Annotated in this window: 15 protein-coding genes and 1 riboswitch; of the genes, 8 read left to right on the top strand and 7 right to left on the bottom strand. The window is 38.2% G+C overall.

Annotated features, from left to right (window positions below):
• Positions 1-11: 11 nt before the first annotated feature.
• Positions 12-974: a tRNA 5-methoxyuridine(34)/uridine 5-oxyacetic acid(34) synthase CmoB gene (cmoB, locus tag V6W77_RS03365; RefSeq protein ID WP_334253783.1), complete on the bottom strand. Its 963-nt coding sequence runs from the start codon at positions 972-974 to the stop codon at positions 12-14.
• Positions 975-1,037: 63 nt separating this feature from the next.
• Positions 1,038-2,801: a 30S ribosomal protein S12 methylthiotransferase accessory factor YcaO gene (gene ycaO, locus V6W77_RS03360; protein ID WP_334253782.1), complete on the bottom strand. Its 1,764-nt coding sequence runs from the start codon at positions 2,799-2,801 to the stop codon at positions 1,038-1,040.
• 192 nt (positions 2,802-2,993) lie between these two features.
• Between ycaO and rng the strand changes: the two genes are divergently transcribed.
• Positions 2,994-4,469 (top strand): ribonuclease G, encoded by a 1,476-nt coding sequence (gene rng / locus V6W77_RS03355; RefSeq protein WP_283385989.1) that lies wholly within the window; start codon positions 2,994-2,996, stop codon positions 4,467-4,469.
• A gap of 151 nt (positions 4,470-4,620) precedes the next feature.
• On the top strand, positions 4,621-6,123 hold the full coding sequence (gene lysS / locus V6W77_RS03350) for a lysine--tRNA ligase (protein ID WP_334253781.1): 1,503 nt from the start codon (positions 4,621-4,623) through the stop codon (positions 6,121-6,123).
• A gap of 61 nt (positions 6,124-6,184) precedes the next feature.
• Here lysS and ygiD read toward each other — a convergent pair whose 3' ends face one another.
• Both ygiD and metX read right to left on the bottom strand, forming a co-directional pair.
• Entirely contained in the window at positions 6,185-6,970 is a 786-nt protein-coding gene (ygiD, locus tag V6W77_RS03345) for a 4,5-DOPA-extradiol-dioxygenase (RefSeq protein WP_334253780.1), read from the bottom strand.
• A 140-nt stretch (positions 6,971-7,110) separates the two neighbouring features.
• The gene (gene metX / locus V6W77_RS03340) at positions 7,111-8,184 is read right to left on the bottom strand and encodes a homoserine O-acetyltransferase MetX (RefSeq protein WP_334253779.1); all 1,074 of its coding nucleotides are present in this window, start codon (positions 8,182-8,184) and stop codon (positions 7,111-7,113) included.
• Positions 8,185-8,527: 343 nt separating this feature from the next.
• Here metX and V6W77_RS03335 point away from each other — a divergent pair, with 343 nt between their 5' ends.
• Positions 8,528-9,142, top strand: coding sequence for a SanA/YdcF family protein (locus V6W77_RS03335; RefSeq protein WP_428981752.1), 615 nt, complete (start codon positions 8,528-8,530; stop codon positions 9,140-9,142).
• A gap of 30 nt (positions 9,143-9,172) precedes the next feature.
• Here V6W77_RS03335 and purU read toward each other — a convergent pair whose 3' ends face one another.
• Both purU and V6W77_RS03325 read right to left on the bottom strand, forming a co-directional pair.
• The gene (purU, locus tag V6W77_RS03330) at positions 9,173-10,009 is read right to left on the bottom strand and encodes a formyltetrahydrofolate deformylase (protein WP_334253778.1); all 837 of its coding nucleotides are present in this window, start codon (positions 10,007-10,009) and stop codon (positions 9,173-9,175) included.
• A gap of 73 nt (positions 10,010-10,082) precedes the next feature.
• Complete coding sequence (locus V6W77_RS03325; RefSeq protein WP_334253777.1) at positions 10,083-10,502, bottom strand: H-NS family histone-like protein; 420 nt, start codon at positions 10,500-10,502, stop codon at positions 10,083-10,085.
• A gap of 140 nt (positions 10,503-10,642) precedes the next feature.
• Positions 10,643-10,812: riboswitch (Lysine riboswitch) on the top strand.
• 119 nt (positions 10,813-10,931) lie between these two features.
• Here V6W77_RS03325 and V6W77_RS03320 point away from each other — a divergent pair.
• From V6W77_RS03320 to V6W77_RS03300, 5 genes are all read left to right on the top strand, one after another.
• Positions 10,932-12,461 (top strand): Na+/H+ antiporter NhaC family protein, encoded by a 1,530-nt coding sequence (locus V6W77_RS03320; RefSeq protein WP_283385984.1) that lies wholly within the window; start codon positions 10,932-10,934, stop codon positions 12,459-12,461.
• Positions 12,462-12,703: 242 nt separating this feature from the next.
• The gene (locus V6W77_RS03315; RefSeq protein ID WP_334253776.1) at positions 12,704-13,456 is read left to right on the top strand and encodes an SDR family oxidoreductase; all 753 of its coding nucleotides are present in this window, start codon (positions 12,704-12,706) and stop codon (positions 13,454-13,456) included.
• A 48-nt stretch (positions 13,457-13,504) separates the two neighbouring features.
• Entirely contained in the window at positions 13,505-14,695 is a 1,191-nt protein-coding gene (gene trpB / locus V6W77_RS03310) for a tryptophan synthase subunit beta (RefSeq protein WP_334253775.1), read from the top strand.
• Positions 14,695-15,501: a tryptophan synthase subunit alpha gene (gene trpA / locus V6W77_RS03305; protein WP_334253774.1), complete on the top strand. Its 807-nt coding sequence runs from the start codon at positions 14,695-14,697 to the stop codon at positions 15,499-15,501. The genes trpB and trpA overlap by 1 nt, the downstream gene beginning before the upstream one ends.
• A 135-nt stretch (positions 15,502-15,636) precedes the next feature.
• Positions 15,637-17,205, top strand: coding sequence for a sialidase family protein (locus tag V6W77_RS03300; RefSeq protein WP_334253773.1), 1,569 nt, complete (start codon positions 15,637-15,639; stop codon positions 17,203-17,205).
• Positions 17,206-17,289: 84 nt separating this feature from the next.
• Here the strand turns inward: V6W77_RS03300 and V6W77_RS03295 are convergent.
• Positions 17,290-17,992: transferrin-binding protein-like solute binding protein (locus V6W77_RS03295; protein ID WP_334253772.1), on the bottom strand; the 703-nt coding region annotated here is incomplete at its 5' end.

The following is a 17,992-nucleotide window of genomic DNA, read 5'->3' as shown; positions in this document are numbered from 1 at the left end:
CTTGTAATGAATCAAGCATTCGCTAAAATCACAGCTCTTTTCGGTGCCGGGTAGCCTTCAATGGTTTTACTATGATCGTTAGGATCTAAGAAATCCACTAAACTCTCATTTTCCAACCAATCGGTTTTACGTTGCTCTTCAAGTGTGGTAATAGCTTCATCAACGCAACGTACATTCTTAAAGCCCACTTTTTCCAACCAATTAATCAGAGCCGGCACAGAGGGAATAAAATAGACGTTTTTCATTTTTGCATAACGGTCAGCCGGCACTAAAACATCATTCACATCACCGTCAATCACTAAGGTTTCCAATACTAATTCTCCGCCTTTTACAAGCTGAGCTTTGAGCTGAGAAAGGTGGTCGAGTGGTGATTTACGATGATAAAGTACGCCCATAGAAAAGACGGTATCAAAGGCTGCTAATGGCTGCATTTGCTCAATACCAAGTGGAATGAGATTTGCTCGTCTATCATTGCCGAGTAGTTTTCTTACCGCTTCAAATTGACAGAGGAAAAGTTCGGTTGGGTCAATGCCTATCACCATTTTTGCCCCTTCGCCCACCATTCGCCACATATGATAACCGCTGCCACAACCAACGTCTAAAATCGTTCTTCCTTTAAGTGGAGCAAGGTGAGGTAATACACGATCCCATTTGAAATCGGAACGCCATTCAGTGTCAATATGGATACCGTGTAGATGATAAGGGCCTTTACGCCAAGGCATCAGCTGTTTTAAGTGATGAATAATTTGCTTGGTTTCCCCAACAGATAGCGGTGCATTTGGAATGGATTCCACCTTATCTTTTAGGTTGATGCAAGCGGTTGAATTTGGTAAAAAATCTGCAACTTTTGCCCATTTTGCATAATCAGCGTGGGTGGTTTTTTCCCATTGTTTTAATTGCAAGGGTAAGGTTTCAAGCCAAGCAGATAGGGAAGTTGTTGCAATTTGTTGATAAAAAGGACGGAAGTCGATCATTGGAATTAAACTTGTTGTTAGAAAAATCCCTCTTTCCTTTAATGGGAAAGAGGGGGGGATAAATTATCTTGCAATCGGATTTACTTTCGCTTTTTGCACCTTGCGGTAAGCATTGAGTAATTTCTGATGAGCGATCATATTTTCTAGCGTTTCATCAGAAGCGGTTAAACCGTTAAACGGATTACCACCTTGCACAGCATTCCAGGCAAATTCTACCGCCTCAACACCATACATTTTCTCGAATACGGAACGGTATTGAGCCGGCTCACGATTTTCATCAAGGAATAACTCAATGGTACTGATTAAGCAGCGGTAGTAATTGTTGCGTTCTGCGGTGAACACGCTGGCGTTCATATTTGCTGTCCAGTTTGCCCAATCCAACGCTTGCTCTAAGTTGCCAAGAGCCAAGTGAAGCATTGATTTCAGCTCGCCGATACGCAAGGTTTGCATTGCTGAACCTTTTTCTGCAACCACACCGATAAACTCACGCACACGGGTTAAATCATCAATGCTTTGTTCGTCTAACTCATCCAGTAATTCTTGATAAGTTTCGGCATCGTGATGGAAATGTGGCAAATCTAACAAGATTTCACGCCAATCCATACCCATATTGTTGTTAGCGTAAATTAAGTCATCGCTTGGGTAAATATTCGACATTCCCGGAGCTAAGATACGACAAGCGTATATGCCTAAATGCTCGTAATCCATAATATAAACAGGCTGATTATGCTTATTGAAAATCGAGATCATATTATTGAATTCTTGCTCGGTAGTGCCTGAGAAATCCCAATGCACAAACGGATAATCTGCATCACGTTTGAAAAGATCCCACGAAATTAGACCGCTTGAATCAATAAAATGGGTTTCCATATTAGCGTGATCTGCCACATCATCATTATTGAAAGATGGTGGAGCAAACACATCTAAATCTTTTAAGCTACGACCTTGTAGAAGCTCGGTTACGGTACGCTCAAAGGCAACTTGGAAATTCGGATGAGCTCCGAAAGAAGCAAAACAAGTGCCGTTTTGTGGATTGAGTAAAATCACACAAATAACCGGGAATTCACCGCCTAATGAAGCGTCATAACAAAGGATCGGGAAGCCTTCTTGCTCTAGTTTTTCGATAGAAGCTTTGATTGTCGGGTAACCATCAATTACCGATTGTGGAATTTCAGGCAAGCTGATTGCTTCAGTGATAATACGGTGTTTCACGAAACGCTCGAATACTTCCGATAAACCTTGTACACGAGCTTCGTTTTTTGTGTTACCTGCCGACATACCGTTTGACACAAATAAGTTGCCAATAATGCTTTGCGGAATATAAACCGTTTGATTATCCGATTGGCGAACATAAGGCAATGTTACGATACCACGATCGTAATTTCCTGATTGCAAATCAACCAATAATTCCGGCGTAAGTTCGCCGTTCGGGTCGAAATATTCCCAAAGGAAATCGTCCATCATTTCCGGTGGCGGCACATCTTCATCTTCAATCGGGAACCATTTTTCAGTTGGGTAGTGCACAAAATCACTATTCGCAATTTCTTGACCTAAATAGAAATCCGCCCAGAAATAGTTAGTGGATAAACGCTCAAAATACTCGCCTAATGCAGATGCAAGAGCCGCTTTTTTACTTGCCCCTTTACCATTTGAGAAACATTGCGGACAGTCCGCATCACGAATATGCACCGACCACACATTCGGCACAGGGTTTAACCAAGACGCTTCTTCAATGTTAAAACCAAGGGTTTTTAATTTATGTTGAAAGGTAGAAATACTGTCTTCAAGTGCAGCATCTTTACCGGTAATAAAAGTTTGTTCAGTCATCATTTTTCTCTTGTTAAAAATTTGTGGTAGAAAATAGCAAAATTTAGGAAAAATTGCAAAAAAACTCATAAAAATAACCGCTTGTAGAGTATTTACTTTTTCGAGTAAGTAAGAAATTGAGTGATTTAATTTTTTTCTTAAAAGCAAAGTGATACACTTATTACAATTTAATTTTATAGCTAGAGATAAACGATGAGTGGAACAGAATTATTAGTCAATGTAACCCCGAGTGAGACAAGGGTAGCATTGGTTGAAAACGGCTTACTAAAAGAACTCCACATTGAACGTGAGGCAAAACGTGGTATTGTGGGAAATATTTACAAAGGGCGTGTAACTCGGGTATTGCCTGGAATGCAATCTGCTTTTGTGGATATTGGTTTAGAAAAAGCGGCTTTTTTGCACGCTTCCGATATTGTTTCTCATACGGAATGTGTTGATGAAAATGAGAAAAAGCAATTTGTGGTAAAAGATATTGCTGAGTTGGTTCGTGAAGGGCAAGATATTGTTGTTCAAGTCGTTAAAGATCCGATTGGTACCAAAGGAGCGAGACTGACGACGGATATTACTTTGCCTTCTCGCTATTTAGTTTTTATGCCTGAAAATAGCCACGTTGGGGTTTCACAACGTATTGAAAGTGAGGCGGAACGTGAGCGTTTAAAAGCATTGGTTGAGCCTTATTGCGATGAATTAGGCGGATTTATTGTTCGTACAGCAGCGGAAGAAGCAAGCGAAGAAAGTTTAAAGCAAGATGTGGCATTTCTAAAACGCTTATGGCGTAAAGTGTTGGAGCGTAAGACGAAGTATCCTGCTAAATCAATGCTTTATGGTGAGTTGGCGTTGGCTCAACGTGTATTGAGAGATTTTATCGGTACGCATATTAACGCAGTTTGGATCGATTCCAAAATTACCTGCGAGCAAGTTAAAGAGTTTTTAACCGAGTTTATGCCGGAACTCACAAATTCTGTGAGCTTATACACCGGAGCAAAAACCTTATTTGATGCTTATGGTGTAGAAGAGTCTATTCAGAAAGCACTTAATAAACGGGTAAACCTAAAATCAGGCGGTTATCTGATTATTGAACAAACAGAGGCGATGACAACGATTGACATCAATACAGGAGCGTTTGTTGGACATAGAAATCTCGCTCACACCATTTTCAATACGAATATTGAAGCCACGCAGGCAATTGCACATCAGCTCCAGTTACGCAATTTAGGCGGTATTATCATTATTGATTTTATTGATATGCAAGAGGAAGAACATCGCAATTTGGTGTTGCAGTCGTTACAAGATGCATTAAAAGGTGATAGGGTTAAAACCAATGTCAATGGTTTTACCCAGCTTGGTTTGGTTGAAATGACGCGTAAACGTACGCGTGAAAGTTTAGAACGCATTCTTTGCTGTGATTGCCCAGAGTGTCAAGGACGAGGTACGGTGAAAACAGTTGAAACAGTTTGTTATGAAATTATGCGTGAAATTGTGCGAGTTCATCATTTATTCAAAGCAGAAAAAATGCACGTTTATGCTTCTAAAGAGGTGGCGGATTACTTAATTAATGAAGAAAGCCACGCACTATTAGCGGAACTGCAAGCCTTTATCGGATCAAAAATTGAGATAAAAGTTGAGCCGTATTATCATCAAGAACAGTTTGATGTTGTCGTGATGTGATTGATTAGAGGATTTAAGCTATATTAGCCTTAATCCTCTTTTTTGCAAAATTTATCGAAAATATGACCGCTTGTTTCCTACCAAAATTGCCTAAAATAACGTATAATCGCTCAGTTTTATTTATCCAAATTTTGAAATCTAAGGTAATTCAATGTCTGAAGTAGAAAATCAAGAATTAGATCTTAATGGGGAAATGTTAGCCCGCCGTGAAAAATTGACTAAAATTCGTGAGCAGGGTAACGCTTTCCCAAATACTTTCCGCCGTGATGCGTTAGCAAAAGATTTACATAGTCAATATGATGAAGTAGAAGGCGAAGCATTAAAAGAACAAAATATTCAAGTGAAAGTTGCCGGTCGTATTATGCTAAAACGTGTAATGGGAAAGGCGTCTTTCTTTACTATTCAAGATGTGAGTGGAGCAATTCAGCTTTATGTTGCTCGTGATAACTTGGCTGAAAGCATTTACGAAGAGAAAGTGAGCCTTTGGGACTTAGGCGATATTATTGGTGTTGAAGGAACGCTATTTAAAACTAAAACAGGTGAATTAACCGTTCGTTGTTCAGAAGTACAACTTTTAACCAAAGCATTACGTCCGTTACCGGATAAACATCACGGTTTAACGGATTTAGAAACTCGCTATCGTCAGCGTTATTTGGATTTAATTTCTAACGAAGAATCACGCCGTACCTTTATGATTCGTTCACAGGTAGTTTCGGGCATTCGTAAATTCTTTTTAGATAGAGATTTTATTGAAGTTGAAACGCCAATGTTACAAGTGATCCCGGGCGGTGCAGCAGCAAAACCGTTCGTAACGCACCACAATGCGTTAGATGTGGATATGTATTTGCGTATCGCCCCTGAGCTTTATTTAAAACGCTTAGTGGTAGGCGGTTTTGAGCGAGTGTTTGAGCTAAACCGTAACTTCCGTAACGAGGGTGTTTCTGTTCGCCACAATCCTGAATTTACAATGATTGAATATTACCAAGCCTATGCGGACTACCACGATTTAATGGACAACACCGAAGAATTATTACGCAAATTGGCGTTAGATATTTTAGGTACAACCGATGTACCTTACGGTGAATATATGTTCGATTTCGGCAAACCGTTTGAGCGTATCACAATGCACGATGCGATTGTGAAATATGGCAATGGCATTAAGCGTGAAGATTTAGACAGCTTTGAAAAATCAGTCGAAATTGCAAAAGGTTTAGGTATTGAAATTCAAAAATCCTGGGGCTTAGGTTCTGTTGTGAATGCAATTTTTGAAGAAGTAGCAGAGCACCAGTTAATTCAGCCGACTTTCTTAATGGCTCACCCAGCGGAAATTTCGCCACTTGCTCGCCGTAATGATGAAAACCCTGAAGTAACGGATCGTTTTGAATTATTTATTGGTGGTCGTGAAATCGGTAACGGTTTCTCAGAATTAAATGATGCGGAAGACCAAGCTGAGCGTTTTGATGCTCAAGTAGCTGCAAAAGATGCAGGCGATGATGAAGCAATGTTTAAAGATGAAGACTTTATCGTGGCGTTAGAACACGGCTTGCCACCAACAGCGGGCGAAGGCTTAGGTATTGACCGTTTAGCAATGATTTTTGCTAACGCTCCATCAATCCGTGATGTGATTTTATTCCCTGCAATGCGTCAGAAATAATTTCTAAAAATAATAAATAAGCCCCACTAGGAAATTCCTTAGTGGGGCTTTGCTATTTAGACTAACCGATTTTTATTGATGTCATACTTAGCGATCCGCCGACCAGTTCATCATTAAAGAAAGTAATTTCTTCATTCTCTTCTTGTTGAGCAACAACATAAAGCAATGGCAAGTAATGCTCTGGTGTGGGAATTGAAAGCTCTGCTGCTTGTCCGAATGGTTGGGTTTCGATAATTGCATCATAGTTGCCGTCCACAATCGCCTGATTGATATATTCACGGAAGGCAAATGCCCAATCATACCCAGCTCCAATCTGTTCCATATGTTGCCAGCTAATTGCCCGTAAATTATGTACAATGTTACCACTGCCGATAATCAGCACGCCTTGTTCACGCAATGGTTTTAATTTTTGGGCTAATTCAAAATGCCATTTCGCCGGCTGGTTGCGGTGAATACTCAGCTGAATGACGGGGATATCTGCTTCTGGGTAAAGGTGTTTCAGTACAGACCACATTCCGTGATCGTAACCACGTGTTGGGTTGAGTTCCGCTTGTTCCGGCAGTAAAAGCTGCTGAATATGTTCAGCTAACTCAGGGCAGCCTTGAGCAGGGTAAGTTACTTGGCTCAACTCTTCAGGGAAACCGTGGAAATCGTAAATTAATTCGGGATTTTGACCGCTTGTAATCTGTAATTTACTGCTATACCAATGAGCGGAAATCATTAAAATCGCTTTTGGTTTTTCAAAGGTTTTGGTGATCTGTTTGAAGCCTAGATTAAACGGGTTTTGAGCATCGAGTGTGTTCATCGGGTTGCCGTGCCCGACAAAGAGGGCTGGTAATTTTTTCATCTTATTTCTCCATTTATTTAGTCGAGTACAGTATAAATAGAGCAAATAAAGAGAAAAAGATGCAAAAAAGCAAAAGATTATTTCTGATGGGGAAATAATAAGAAATACAAGCGGTTAAATTTTTCTTAAAAAATGCAAATTTACTTTTCCAGCCCTTTTTTAATCATCGGCTCGAAGAAATCATAATCAACCAGAAAGGCATCGTGTCCGAAATCAGAGTGGAACTCGTGAAAATCCAAATTCACCCCGGCTTGTTCTAATTTCTGTTTGCTTTTATACACATCAACTTGTTTGAATAGCTGATCGCTAGTTACTGCTACAAAAACATAATTGGCTTTAATGCGTTTTAACGCAGCTTCTTCATTTTCATAGCCAAGTGCGGGATCATATAAATCTAAGGCTCTTAATAAGCGAAGGTAGGTATTGGCATCAAAGCGACCTAAAAATTTAGTGCCTTGATAGCTTAAGTAAGATTCTACTTGGAAATGATCACCCCAAATTTTCCCTTGCTGTTTGGTTTCTCGCCCGAAAGCTTTAGCCAGCTGAATATCCGTGCGGTAAGTCAGCATTCCTAACATTCGAGCAATTTTTAAGCCATTATCGGGTGCGATGCCATCATAATAATCTCCACCATTGAAATGTGGATCATTAATAATTGCCTGACGCATAACGTGGTTAAAACCAATCGCTTCCGCACTTAAAGTAAGTGAAGAACAAAGGTTGATAATATTACGTACCTGATCCGGGTAGCTAATTCCCCATTGCGTTGCTTGCATTCCACCAAAAGAGCCGCCAATGACGGCGTGGAGAGTTGGAATTTCTAAGTAATCAATTAAGGCTTTTTGAACATTAACAATATCTTGAACGGTAATAATCGGGAATTGGCTACCGTAAGGTTTATTGGTTTTCGGATCAATTGAAGAAGGACCTGTTGTGCCTTTACAACCACCTAAAACATTACTACAAATAAAGAAATATTTTTCGGTATCAAAGGCTAAACCCTTGCCGATAAAATCCTGCCACCAGCCTTTCTCGGTTGCAGAATCGTAATAAGGCTCGGCATCGCCGGTTAAGGCGTGGCAGATCAACACAGCATTGCTTTTATCTGCATTTAATTCGCCGTAAGTTTGGTAAGCCACTGTGATAGGGGAAAGTTCGCCACCTAGTGAAAGGGGCAATGGCGTTTCCTCAAAAAGTGTAATGTGCTGAGCCATAGAATCCTTATTTGCAAAAAATTATGCTTTTTTAACCGCTTGTAATTGTAATAATATGGTTAAATTAACGGTGTTGTTGTCAATTGTCAAGAAATTTTAGCCGTCTAAACGTCTAGATTTTTAAACGGCTAAATTTTTTAGGTTTTAGGTGTGATAAATAGAGTTTAGGACTTAACAAACACACTAAAATAGAATAAATTGATTGAACGATCAGACAACTTTGTTTGTCTTTAATATACTCATTATTTGAGTAATAAGAATAAATAAGTGATTTTTGGAAGTCGAAATTTAAGGGGCTAGGTCATTGCCGTTTTTTCATCAAATTAAGCAATTTGGCATAAAAATACTGAAAGTGATTGTGATCTTACACTTAATAGGAATTGCAACCCTATTAATTGTGGATTCAATAACGAGTTATGCTGTGCGGGATAAAGTCTATAGCGAGATTAACGATCTGCCTCATAGAGATTATGCCGTAGTGCTCGGTACAGCGAAATTTTACTCAAAAAATGTGATCAATGAATATTACAAATATCGTTTAGAAGCAGCAAAGCAATTAGTGAAAAGTGAAAAAGTAAATAAACTTTTAGTTAGTGGTGATAATAAAACCCCTTATTATAATGAGCCTAAAACAATGACTAATGATTTGCTGAAAATGGGCATACCTCAGCTACAAATTAAGCAAGATTATGCGGGCTATACTACTTTTGATTCAATTATAAGAGCGACAGAGGTTTATAAATTACCGCCGTTTACGATTGTCTCACAGAAGTTTCATTGTGAAAGAGCATTATTTATTGCGAAATTTAAAAATATTGATGCGATTTGTTATGCAGCGAAATATCCTGAAGGGGCTTATCAAGTAAGGTTAAGAGAGATTTTGGCAAGAACGGCAATGCTATTTAATTTGTTAATAGGTAAAATGCCTGAAACGTTGGAAGATATTCCATCTAAATAAAATAGCCAGTTTCAATCACTGGCTATTTTTTTATAAAATAATGGTTTTGTTTTTATAAACAAAGATCTTATCAGCAAGTACTAATTCTAATGCTTGACTGAGAACGGTTTTCTCTACATCCCGCCCGGCACGCATCATTGCCTCGGCAGTATAGGTGTGATCTACGTTGATCACATTTTGCATAATAATTGGACCTTCATCTAATTCATCATTTACAAAATGAGCCGTTGCACCAATAATTTTTACACCACGTTCGTAAGCTCGTTGATATGGCTTCGCACCAATAAATGCAGGTAAGAAAGAATGGTGGATATTTACAACACGATTTGGGTAACGTGCTACAAATTCAGGATTAAGCACACGCATATATTTAGCTAGTACAATATAATCCGGGGCGTATTCGTCAATTTTATCGGCTAATAATTTATCGTGTTCAACACGGGTCAGATTTTCGTGGCTGACCAAGTGGAACGGCACATCAAAGCGTTCAACTAATTCTCTTAATGTGTCGTGATTACCGATTACAGCTGCAATTTCTACATCTAAACCACCATAATAGTTTTTCATTAATAAATCGCCTAAACAGTGAGCTTCTTTGGTTACTAAAATAACAATACGCTTTCTCTGCTTTGGCAATAATTTATAAATTGAACCGTCAGGCAAAGTAAATTCTAGATCGGCTAGAAATGTTTTATCGTTAAAAATACCGTTTAACTCCGTACGCATAAAAAAGCGTTTCGTTTCGTTATCCACAAATTCCGAGTTTTTAATAATATTTAATTGGTGTTTGTAACAAATATTGGTAATTTTAGCGACTAACCCTGTATCATCTGGGCATTCAGTTAATAAAATTTTATGTTCAAGCATTTGATATCCTATTATAAAAATAAGAGAACCCAATTAGAGTTCTCTCATATCTAATCTTTATATAAATAATAAATTAAATAGCAAAATCTTCTAATTTCTTGCCTTTATCAAGTGCTTCTTGCAATGCTTTTGGTGTTCTGCCTTGACCTGTCCACGTTTTTTCATTACCTTCAGCATCAACAAATTTATATTTAGCAGGACGAGAGGCAATCGGTTTGCGTGCTTTAGGGGCTTTTCGACCTTTAATTACTTTATCTGCTAATAATTGAGCTAATTCATCAATAGAAAGTCCATCTTGTTTTAACATTTCGGTGTATTTATTTAAGCTTTCTAATTGTTTTGCTTTTTCTTGCTCTTCTTTTCTAATTTCTTCTTCTTTTTCAGCAATAATAGTATCTAATTTTTCAGCAAATGATTTTAATTGTTCAAGTGCTAAATCTTTAGCAAATACTCTTAAACTACGAAGGTTTAAAAGGCTTTTTAAATCTGACATTGTATTCTCCTAATGTTTTAGTAACGAAGTGAATTTTATTCTTTTTTATCATATATTAAAAGATATTTGAGGTAAATAAATATAAATAAAAAAGAGGTACTTTATATCTTCGGATATTCGTGGTATCTTTACGTCATCCTACAAAATGTAGAGGTGCAAATTCAATAAGTATTTTTTCTGAGTGGAAAACGATGAAGAAAAAGGAAAGGTGGATTTGCCGAAATCAATTAGGCGTCATCTTAATTGGTTGGGGTCGTTCTCGAAAGAAACGACACTGTCGTAGTAAACGCTACGGAGTGCTACTGTTAGGGTGGGTTTTAGTTTTTCATATTTCCTTCCTTTATATTTATTCCTATAAATATCTCAGTACATCTCTTGTTTGGCTATTATTTTTATATACAAATTATACAAAGTCATTTTAGAGGTTTTATGAATCTAGTTGATTATTCCACATCGTTTTGGTCTGTGTTACCGGCTCTGATTGCATTAATTTTAGCGATTGTTACACGCAAAGTGATTATTTCATTAAGCATTGGGATTATATTTGGTGCATTTATGCTAACTAATAGTAATTTTCTTGATGCACTTACTTATATAAAAAATAGTGTTGTTTCTTTAGTTTATAAAGGAGCTGAAGAGGGTTTAAATTCTAACAACATCAATATCATTTTATTCTTAATTTTATTAGGTGTATTGACTTCTTTATTAAGCATTTCAGGAAGTAATCAAGCCTTTGCAAATTGGGCTCAGAAAAGAATTAAAGATAAACGTGGTGCAAAATTAATAGCCGCAGGTTTAGTATTTTTCACTTTTATTGATGACTATTTCCATAGTTTAGCGGTAGGGGCAATTGCTCGCCCGGTAACGGATAAATTCAATGTTTCTCGTGCAAAATTAGCTTATATCCTTGACTCAACCGCCGCACCAATGTGCGTATTAATGCCAATTTCAAGTTGGGGAGCTTACATTATTACCTTAATTGCCGGTTTATTAGCAACTCATTCAATCACGGGCTATTCTCCGCTTGGTGCATTTATGACGATGAGTGCAATGAATTTCTATGCGATTTTCTCAATGATTATGGTGTTCTTCGTAGCTTATTTCTCATTCGATATCGGCTCAATGGCTCGTTTTGAACGCCAAGCAGAACATTTAGCAGAAGTAGAGGAAGAAAGTATTGAAGTTAAAGGGCGTATGCGTAATTTAGTGTTCCCGATTGTTGCTTTAATTGTGGTTACGGTTGCAATGATGATTAAAACCGGTGCCGATGCATTAGCAGAATCAAACACACCATTTTCGATTTTAGGTGCTTTTGAAAATACCACTGTGGGTATTTCGTTAGTGGTAGGCGGTCTAGCTGCATTAGTAGTTGCCAGCATTTGTATTATGGCAAGCGGTCATATTTCACTAAAAAATTACGTTCGTGCCTATGGTTTAGGCGTAAAAATGATGTCTGGTGCAATCACCATTTTATTCTTTGCTTGGACAATTAATGGCGTAGTAAGCGATATGCAAACAGGCAAATACTTATCAGGCTTAGTTGGTGAGCATATTGCAGCAGGATTCTTACCGGCAATTTTATTCGTATTAGCCGCATTTATGGCATTCTCAACAGGCACAAGCTGGGGAACATTTGGTATTATGTTACCAATCGGTGCGGCAATGGCAGTTCATTCTGATCCTGCATTAATCATTCCTTGCTTGTCGGCAGTAATGGCGGGGGCAGTATGCGGAGACCATTGTTCACCGGTGTCAGATACTACTATCTTATCTTCAACAGGTGCACAATGTAACCATATGGATCACGTTATTTCACAATTACCTTATGCGTTATTGGTTGCTGCTGCTTCTATTGTTGGCTACTTAGTAGTAGGTTTCACGCAATCTGCTTTATTAGGATTTGTGGCAACAGCCGCAGTGATGGCTGCCTTAATTTTAATCTTTAAAGCAAAAAAGTAGGAAAATAAAGGTTAATTTCTAAAAATGTGAAGGCAATCACAGAATTAAATGGATTTATGATATAGAATGTCATTCAAGATATGGATATCGAATGTTGTGTTATATAAATCTTAAAATAAGATCCTCCTATGTATTTAGCGTACCTTTTGGTACGCTTTTTTCTTTTCTGAACGATATATTTCTTGCAATTTTTTAAATTTTGTACTACTTTAATAGTACATTTTAATTTTGAGGGTAAAACGATGAAAACTGCATTAGTAACAGGGGCAACCGCCGGTTTTGGTTTAGCAATTTGTAAATTACTTCTTCAATCAGGCTATAGAGTGATTGGCACAGGCAGACGTGCAGAGCGTTTAAGCGAACTACATTTGCAATTTGGCGATAATTTTCTACCGCTTGTATTTGATATTCAAGATTCCTCAGAAGTTGAAAAAGTATTAAATAGCCGCCCTCAAAGTTGGCGAAAGATTGACTTATTAGTGAATAATGCAGGTTTAGCACTAGGCTTAGAGCCTGCTCATAAAGCGGATTTAACTGATTGGTATCAAATGATTGATACTAATATTAAAGGCTTAGTAACAATGACACGCCTAGTTCTTCCTGAAATGGTTGAGCATAATTCAGGACATATTATTAATATCGGTTCGATTGCAGGAACTTACCCTTACCCGGGTGGGAATGTTTATGGCGGTACAAAAGCCTTTGTGAAGCAGTTTAGCTTAAATTTGCGTGCAGATTTAGCAGGCACAAAAGTACGGGTGTCTAACGTTGAGCCGGGCTTATGTGGTGGGACAGAATTTTCTAATGTTCGCTTTAAAGGCGATGACGAAAAAGCAGCAAAAATTTATGAAAATGTTGAATTTGTTCGCCCTGAAGATGTGGCTAATATCGTGCTTTGGTTAAATCAACAACCGGAACACGTCAATATTAACCGTGTTGAAGTAATGCCGGTAGCTCAAACCTCATCAGCCTTAAATGTAGCTAGAAATTTATAATTTTATACTCTCTTTCAAGACGAGAGAGGAAATAGAAAAGGAAATATTATGTCAGACACACTTCTTAACCCTTACTTCGGTGAATTTGGCGGAATGTATGTTCCTGAAATTTTAGTATCGGTACTCAAAGAATTAGAGCAAGCCTTTGTAGAAGCTCAACAAGATCCAACATTCCAAGCAGAATTTGCCGATTTACTCAAAAACTATGCAGGTCGTCCAACGGCACTTACGCTTTGCAGTAATTTAACTAAAGGTACAAACAGCAAACTCTATCTAAAACGTGAAGATTTATTACACGGTGGAGCTCATAAAACCAATCAAGTACTAGGGCAGATTTTACTCGCCAAACGAATGGGCAAAACCCGTATTATTGCCGAAACTGGAGCTGGGCAGCACGGTGTGGCAACCGCATTAGCTTGTGCAATGCTAGGTATGCCTTGTGTGGTTTATATGGGGGCAAAAGATGTGGAACGCCAATCGCCTAATGTGTTCCGTATGCGTTTAATGGGAGCGGATGTAATCCCTGTCGAAAAAGGTTCTTGCTCGCTTAAAGATGCGTGCTGTGAGGCGATGCGTGATTGGGCAGCAAACTACGATACCACTCACTATTTAATTGGTACAGCAGCAGGTCCACATCCATTCCCGACAATGGTGCGTGAGTTCCAAAAAATGATTGGCGAAGAAACCAAACGTCAAATTTTAGCAAAAGAAGACCGCTTGCCGGATGCGGTGATTGCTGCCGTTGGCGGTGGTTCGAATGCAATCGGAATGTTTGCTGATTTCATCGAAGAAACATCGGTACAATTAATCGGAGTTGAACCGGCAGGCAAAGGCATTGAAACAGGTGAACACGGTGCACCGCTTAAACACGGCACAACAGGAATTTACTTCGGTATGAAATCACCGATTATGCAAGATAAAGATGGACAAATTGAAGAATCTTACTCTATCTCGGCAGGTTTAGATTTTCCATCAGTTGGTCCGCAACACGCCTATTTAAATGCAACAGGCAGAGCCGATTATGTATCGATTACCGACCAAGAAGCATTAGATGCTTTCCAAGCACTCGCTAAAAATGAAGGGATTATTCCTGCGTTAGAGTCTTCACACGCCTTAGCTTATGCACTGAAGTTGATTAAGCAAAATCCTGAGAAAGAGCAACTATTAGTGGTAAATTTATCTGGACGTGGCGACAAAGATATTTTCACGGTCGATAAAATTTTAAATGGAGGTAACTAATGAGCCGTTTTGATAACGTATTTGAACGCTTAAAAGCGAAAAACGAAGGGGCTTTCGTGCCGTTTGTTACTTTATGCGATCCTGATTTTGACCGTAGTTTTGAAATTATTGAAACGATGATTGCCAATGGAGCTGATGCGTTAGAATTAGGCTTTCCATTTTCAGATCCATTACTAGATGGACCTGTTATTCAAGCAGCGAACAAACGTGCATTAGATGCAGGTTACAGTACAGATGCTTGCTTTACGTTGATAGAAAAAATTAGAGCGAAATATCCCGATATTCCAATTGGTTTATTGCTTTGTGCGAACTTAATTTTTGTACCGAGTACGGAGAGGTTCTTTCAACGCTGCCGGCAAACAGGTGTTGATGCGGTGTTAATTGCAGATTTACCTGTTTTAGCAGCAGAAGAGTTTGTACCAACGGCTAAAAAATATGGTATTCAGCCTGTGTTTATCTGCCCGCCAAATGCAGATGAAAATACCATTCAACGCATTGCAAAATTAACTGAAGGCTATACTTATTTAGTTTCTCGTGCAGGTGTAACCAGTGCGGAAAACCAAGCTCACGCAAGTAATCTTGATAATTTAGTGGGGAGCTTAAAACAAGCGAATGCTGCACCAATCTTACAAGGTTTTGGTATTGCTAAACCGGAACAAGTGAAAGAAGCCTTAAGACTTGGTGCTGATGGGGCAATTTCAGGCTCGGCAATTGTGAAGATTATTGAATGTAATTTAGATAACCAAGCGAATTTGCTGGAAGAACTTGCTGAATTTGTACAAGCGATGAAAGCTGCGACTAAGTAACTGACAAGCGGTTATTTTACCGAAAAAATTTGCAAACGCTTTTAACTTAAAAATAAGTTAAAAGCGTTTTGTTTTACTGTTCAAAATTAATACATTACGCTAGAATACGCCGCCTAAATGTTAAACCTAGACACTATGAAATCTGTTATCTTTTTTTGCCTATTCTACATTTTTTTATCTTATAGTTCCGCCAAGCAAACTGTTGGTGCAGTGAATGGCTATAGTGAACAAGAGCTGGAAATTGCGAGCAATATTGTTATTGGACAAGAAAAGCCACTTTTTGTGGCAAATAAATCAGCAAGAAATTACCGTATTCCCTCGCTATTAACCACAGAAAACGGCATTGTGTTAGCGGCAATTGATAAACATCAATTTGATAATAAGGATTGGGGTAATATTGATTTAGTTATCCGTCGAAGTTTGGATAACGGCAAAACTTGGCAGAACGACCAAGTCGTGATCGATTTAATTGAGCATCCCTACAATGCTCCTAATTTTGAAAATACCCAATCGGCATTTGTTATTGACCCTGTGATGGTGCAAGACAAAAATTCCGAACGCATTTTCTTATTAGTGGATATGTACCCCGAATCGAGTGGCATTCATAGTCATATTACTTATCACGGCAAAAGAGAGCCTGCTAACCCAGCCAATGCGTTAGGTAGTGGTTATACTAAAATTGATGGTCAAGCCTTTTTGAAACTGATTGGTAAAGATCAGATCTATACTTTGCGAAAGCAAAGCCACACTTTAGGTCGAGTGTATGATACCCAAAACAATCCAACAGATTACCAAGTAGTAACTAAGGGCAACCCCGATAAAGCCTATCGAGATTTAGGCGATGTTTATTTGGGTGAAATGAACGATGCCAATTATCAAGGTAATATTTTTCTCTCCTCGCAAAAAGAGTTTAATCGTTCCTCCCCATTTACAGTGCAGAAAACCAGTTATTTATGGTTGATTTATAGCGATGATAATGGCAAAACGTGGTCAAATCCGATTGATTTAAACCCACAGTTGAAAACTGATTCGATGAAATTTCTTGGTACGGGTCCTGGTACAGGGGTTCAATTGGAAAGTGGAACGTTACTGGTGCCGGTTTATTTTATTGACCAATATGACAATGAATTGACTGCCGTCATCAAAAGTGAAGACGGTGGTGAAACTTGGCTAATGGGCGAAACGCCTATTAAATTTAATGGCAATAAAGCACCTTATAAGGCGAGTGAATCGCACATTGTGGAACTCAATGATGGTACGATAACGCTTTTTACCCGCACTAATAAAGGCAATGTATTGGTATCTAGCAGTAATACTGAAGGTATGACGTGGCAAAGTAGTGAATTTGATGCGGAGTTACTTAATTCTTACACTCAATTATCAGCAATAAAATATTCAAAAGAAATTAACGACAAAGAGTATGTACTGCTTTCTAACGCTCATTCTAAGCAAATGTGGAAACGCATTAATGGAAGAGTTTGGATTGGTGAAATCAAGTCAGATAATACCATTGATTGGCAAGATTATATTCAGATAACTGATGATAATGAAACTTTTGGCTACAGTAGCATTGCAGAGTTGCCGGACGGAAAAGTCGGTTTACTTTATGAAAAAGTGGGTGGTGAGATCAGATATGTTCGCTTAGAGGTTGAACAGATTTTAAAAGATGATAGGCTAAATAACTACAAGCGGTCGTTTTTCTAAATTTTTGTTAAAAGACGATTATTTATTTAATTCTTGTAAATATAAAAAGACCGCTTGTAGCGGTCTTTGAAAGAAATTTAATCTTTATTCAGATTTCTCTGCTCGGAATACACCAATAGCATTTTGTTGGCTACCTTCTTCGGTTCTGTAATCTCCAATTAACTCTCCAGCATTTTCTCCAAAGAAACCACCTTGCACGCTGATATAATTTTTACTTCCAGAGAACGTGTTCTTGGTAATACTTGCTGAAATTTCAACGGGTTTAAAAGCACTATTTTCTAAAGATGATTTTACCGTACCTGTTAAGATTTTTTGGTTGAAGTCAGCGACAAATTCGGATGTGCCTTTAGTAATTGCATTGAGAGTTCCTGTACCATCTGATGAATAGATATTAAAACTCTTCCCTTTATAGGTTATCTCTCCTGCTGTTGGCATTGCTTTAGACAGGTTTATACCAGAAGTAAACAAATATTGATTTTCTAAGTCATTTTGTGCAATGAATACTATTTGAGTGTTTTTCCCTTTTTCAGCATATAATTTTTTATCTTGAGAGTCTAAAGAAATGCTATTGCTATTAATGTTAGAGTAGGAAATTGGAATATCTTTTCCTTCAACACTTATTATGCTAGTTAATTGAGCTGACCTTGATGATACAGCAGCTTTTTTAATATTCTCCTCATTTTTAGGAATGATAAAACCTGAACCTACAGAAGGATAATTTTGTGTGTAGGCAGTTTCTTCCTGTGGCAATAAATCATCTGGTTTTGGAGGCTGTGCTGGTTGAGCA

The organism is Mannheimia indoligenes (assembly GCF_036880405.1).
GTDB classification, from domain to species: domain Bacteria; phylum Pseudomonadota; class Gammaproteobacteria; order Enterobacterales; family Pasteurellaceae; genus Mannheimia; species Mannheimia indoligenes.
This window is presented reverse-complemented; position numbering and strand designations above follow the sequence as displayed.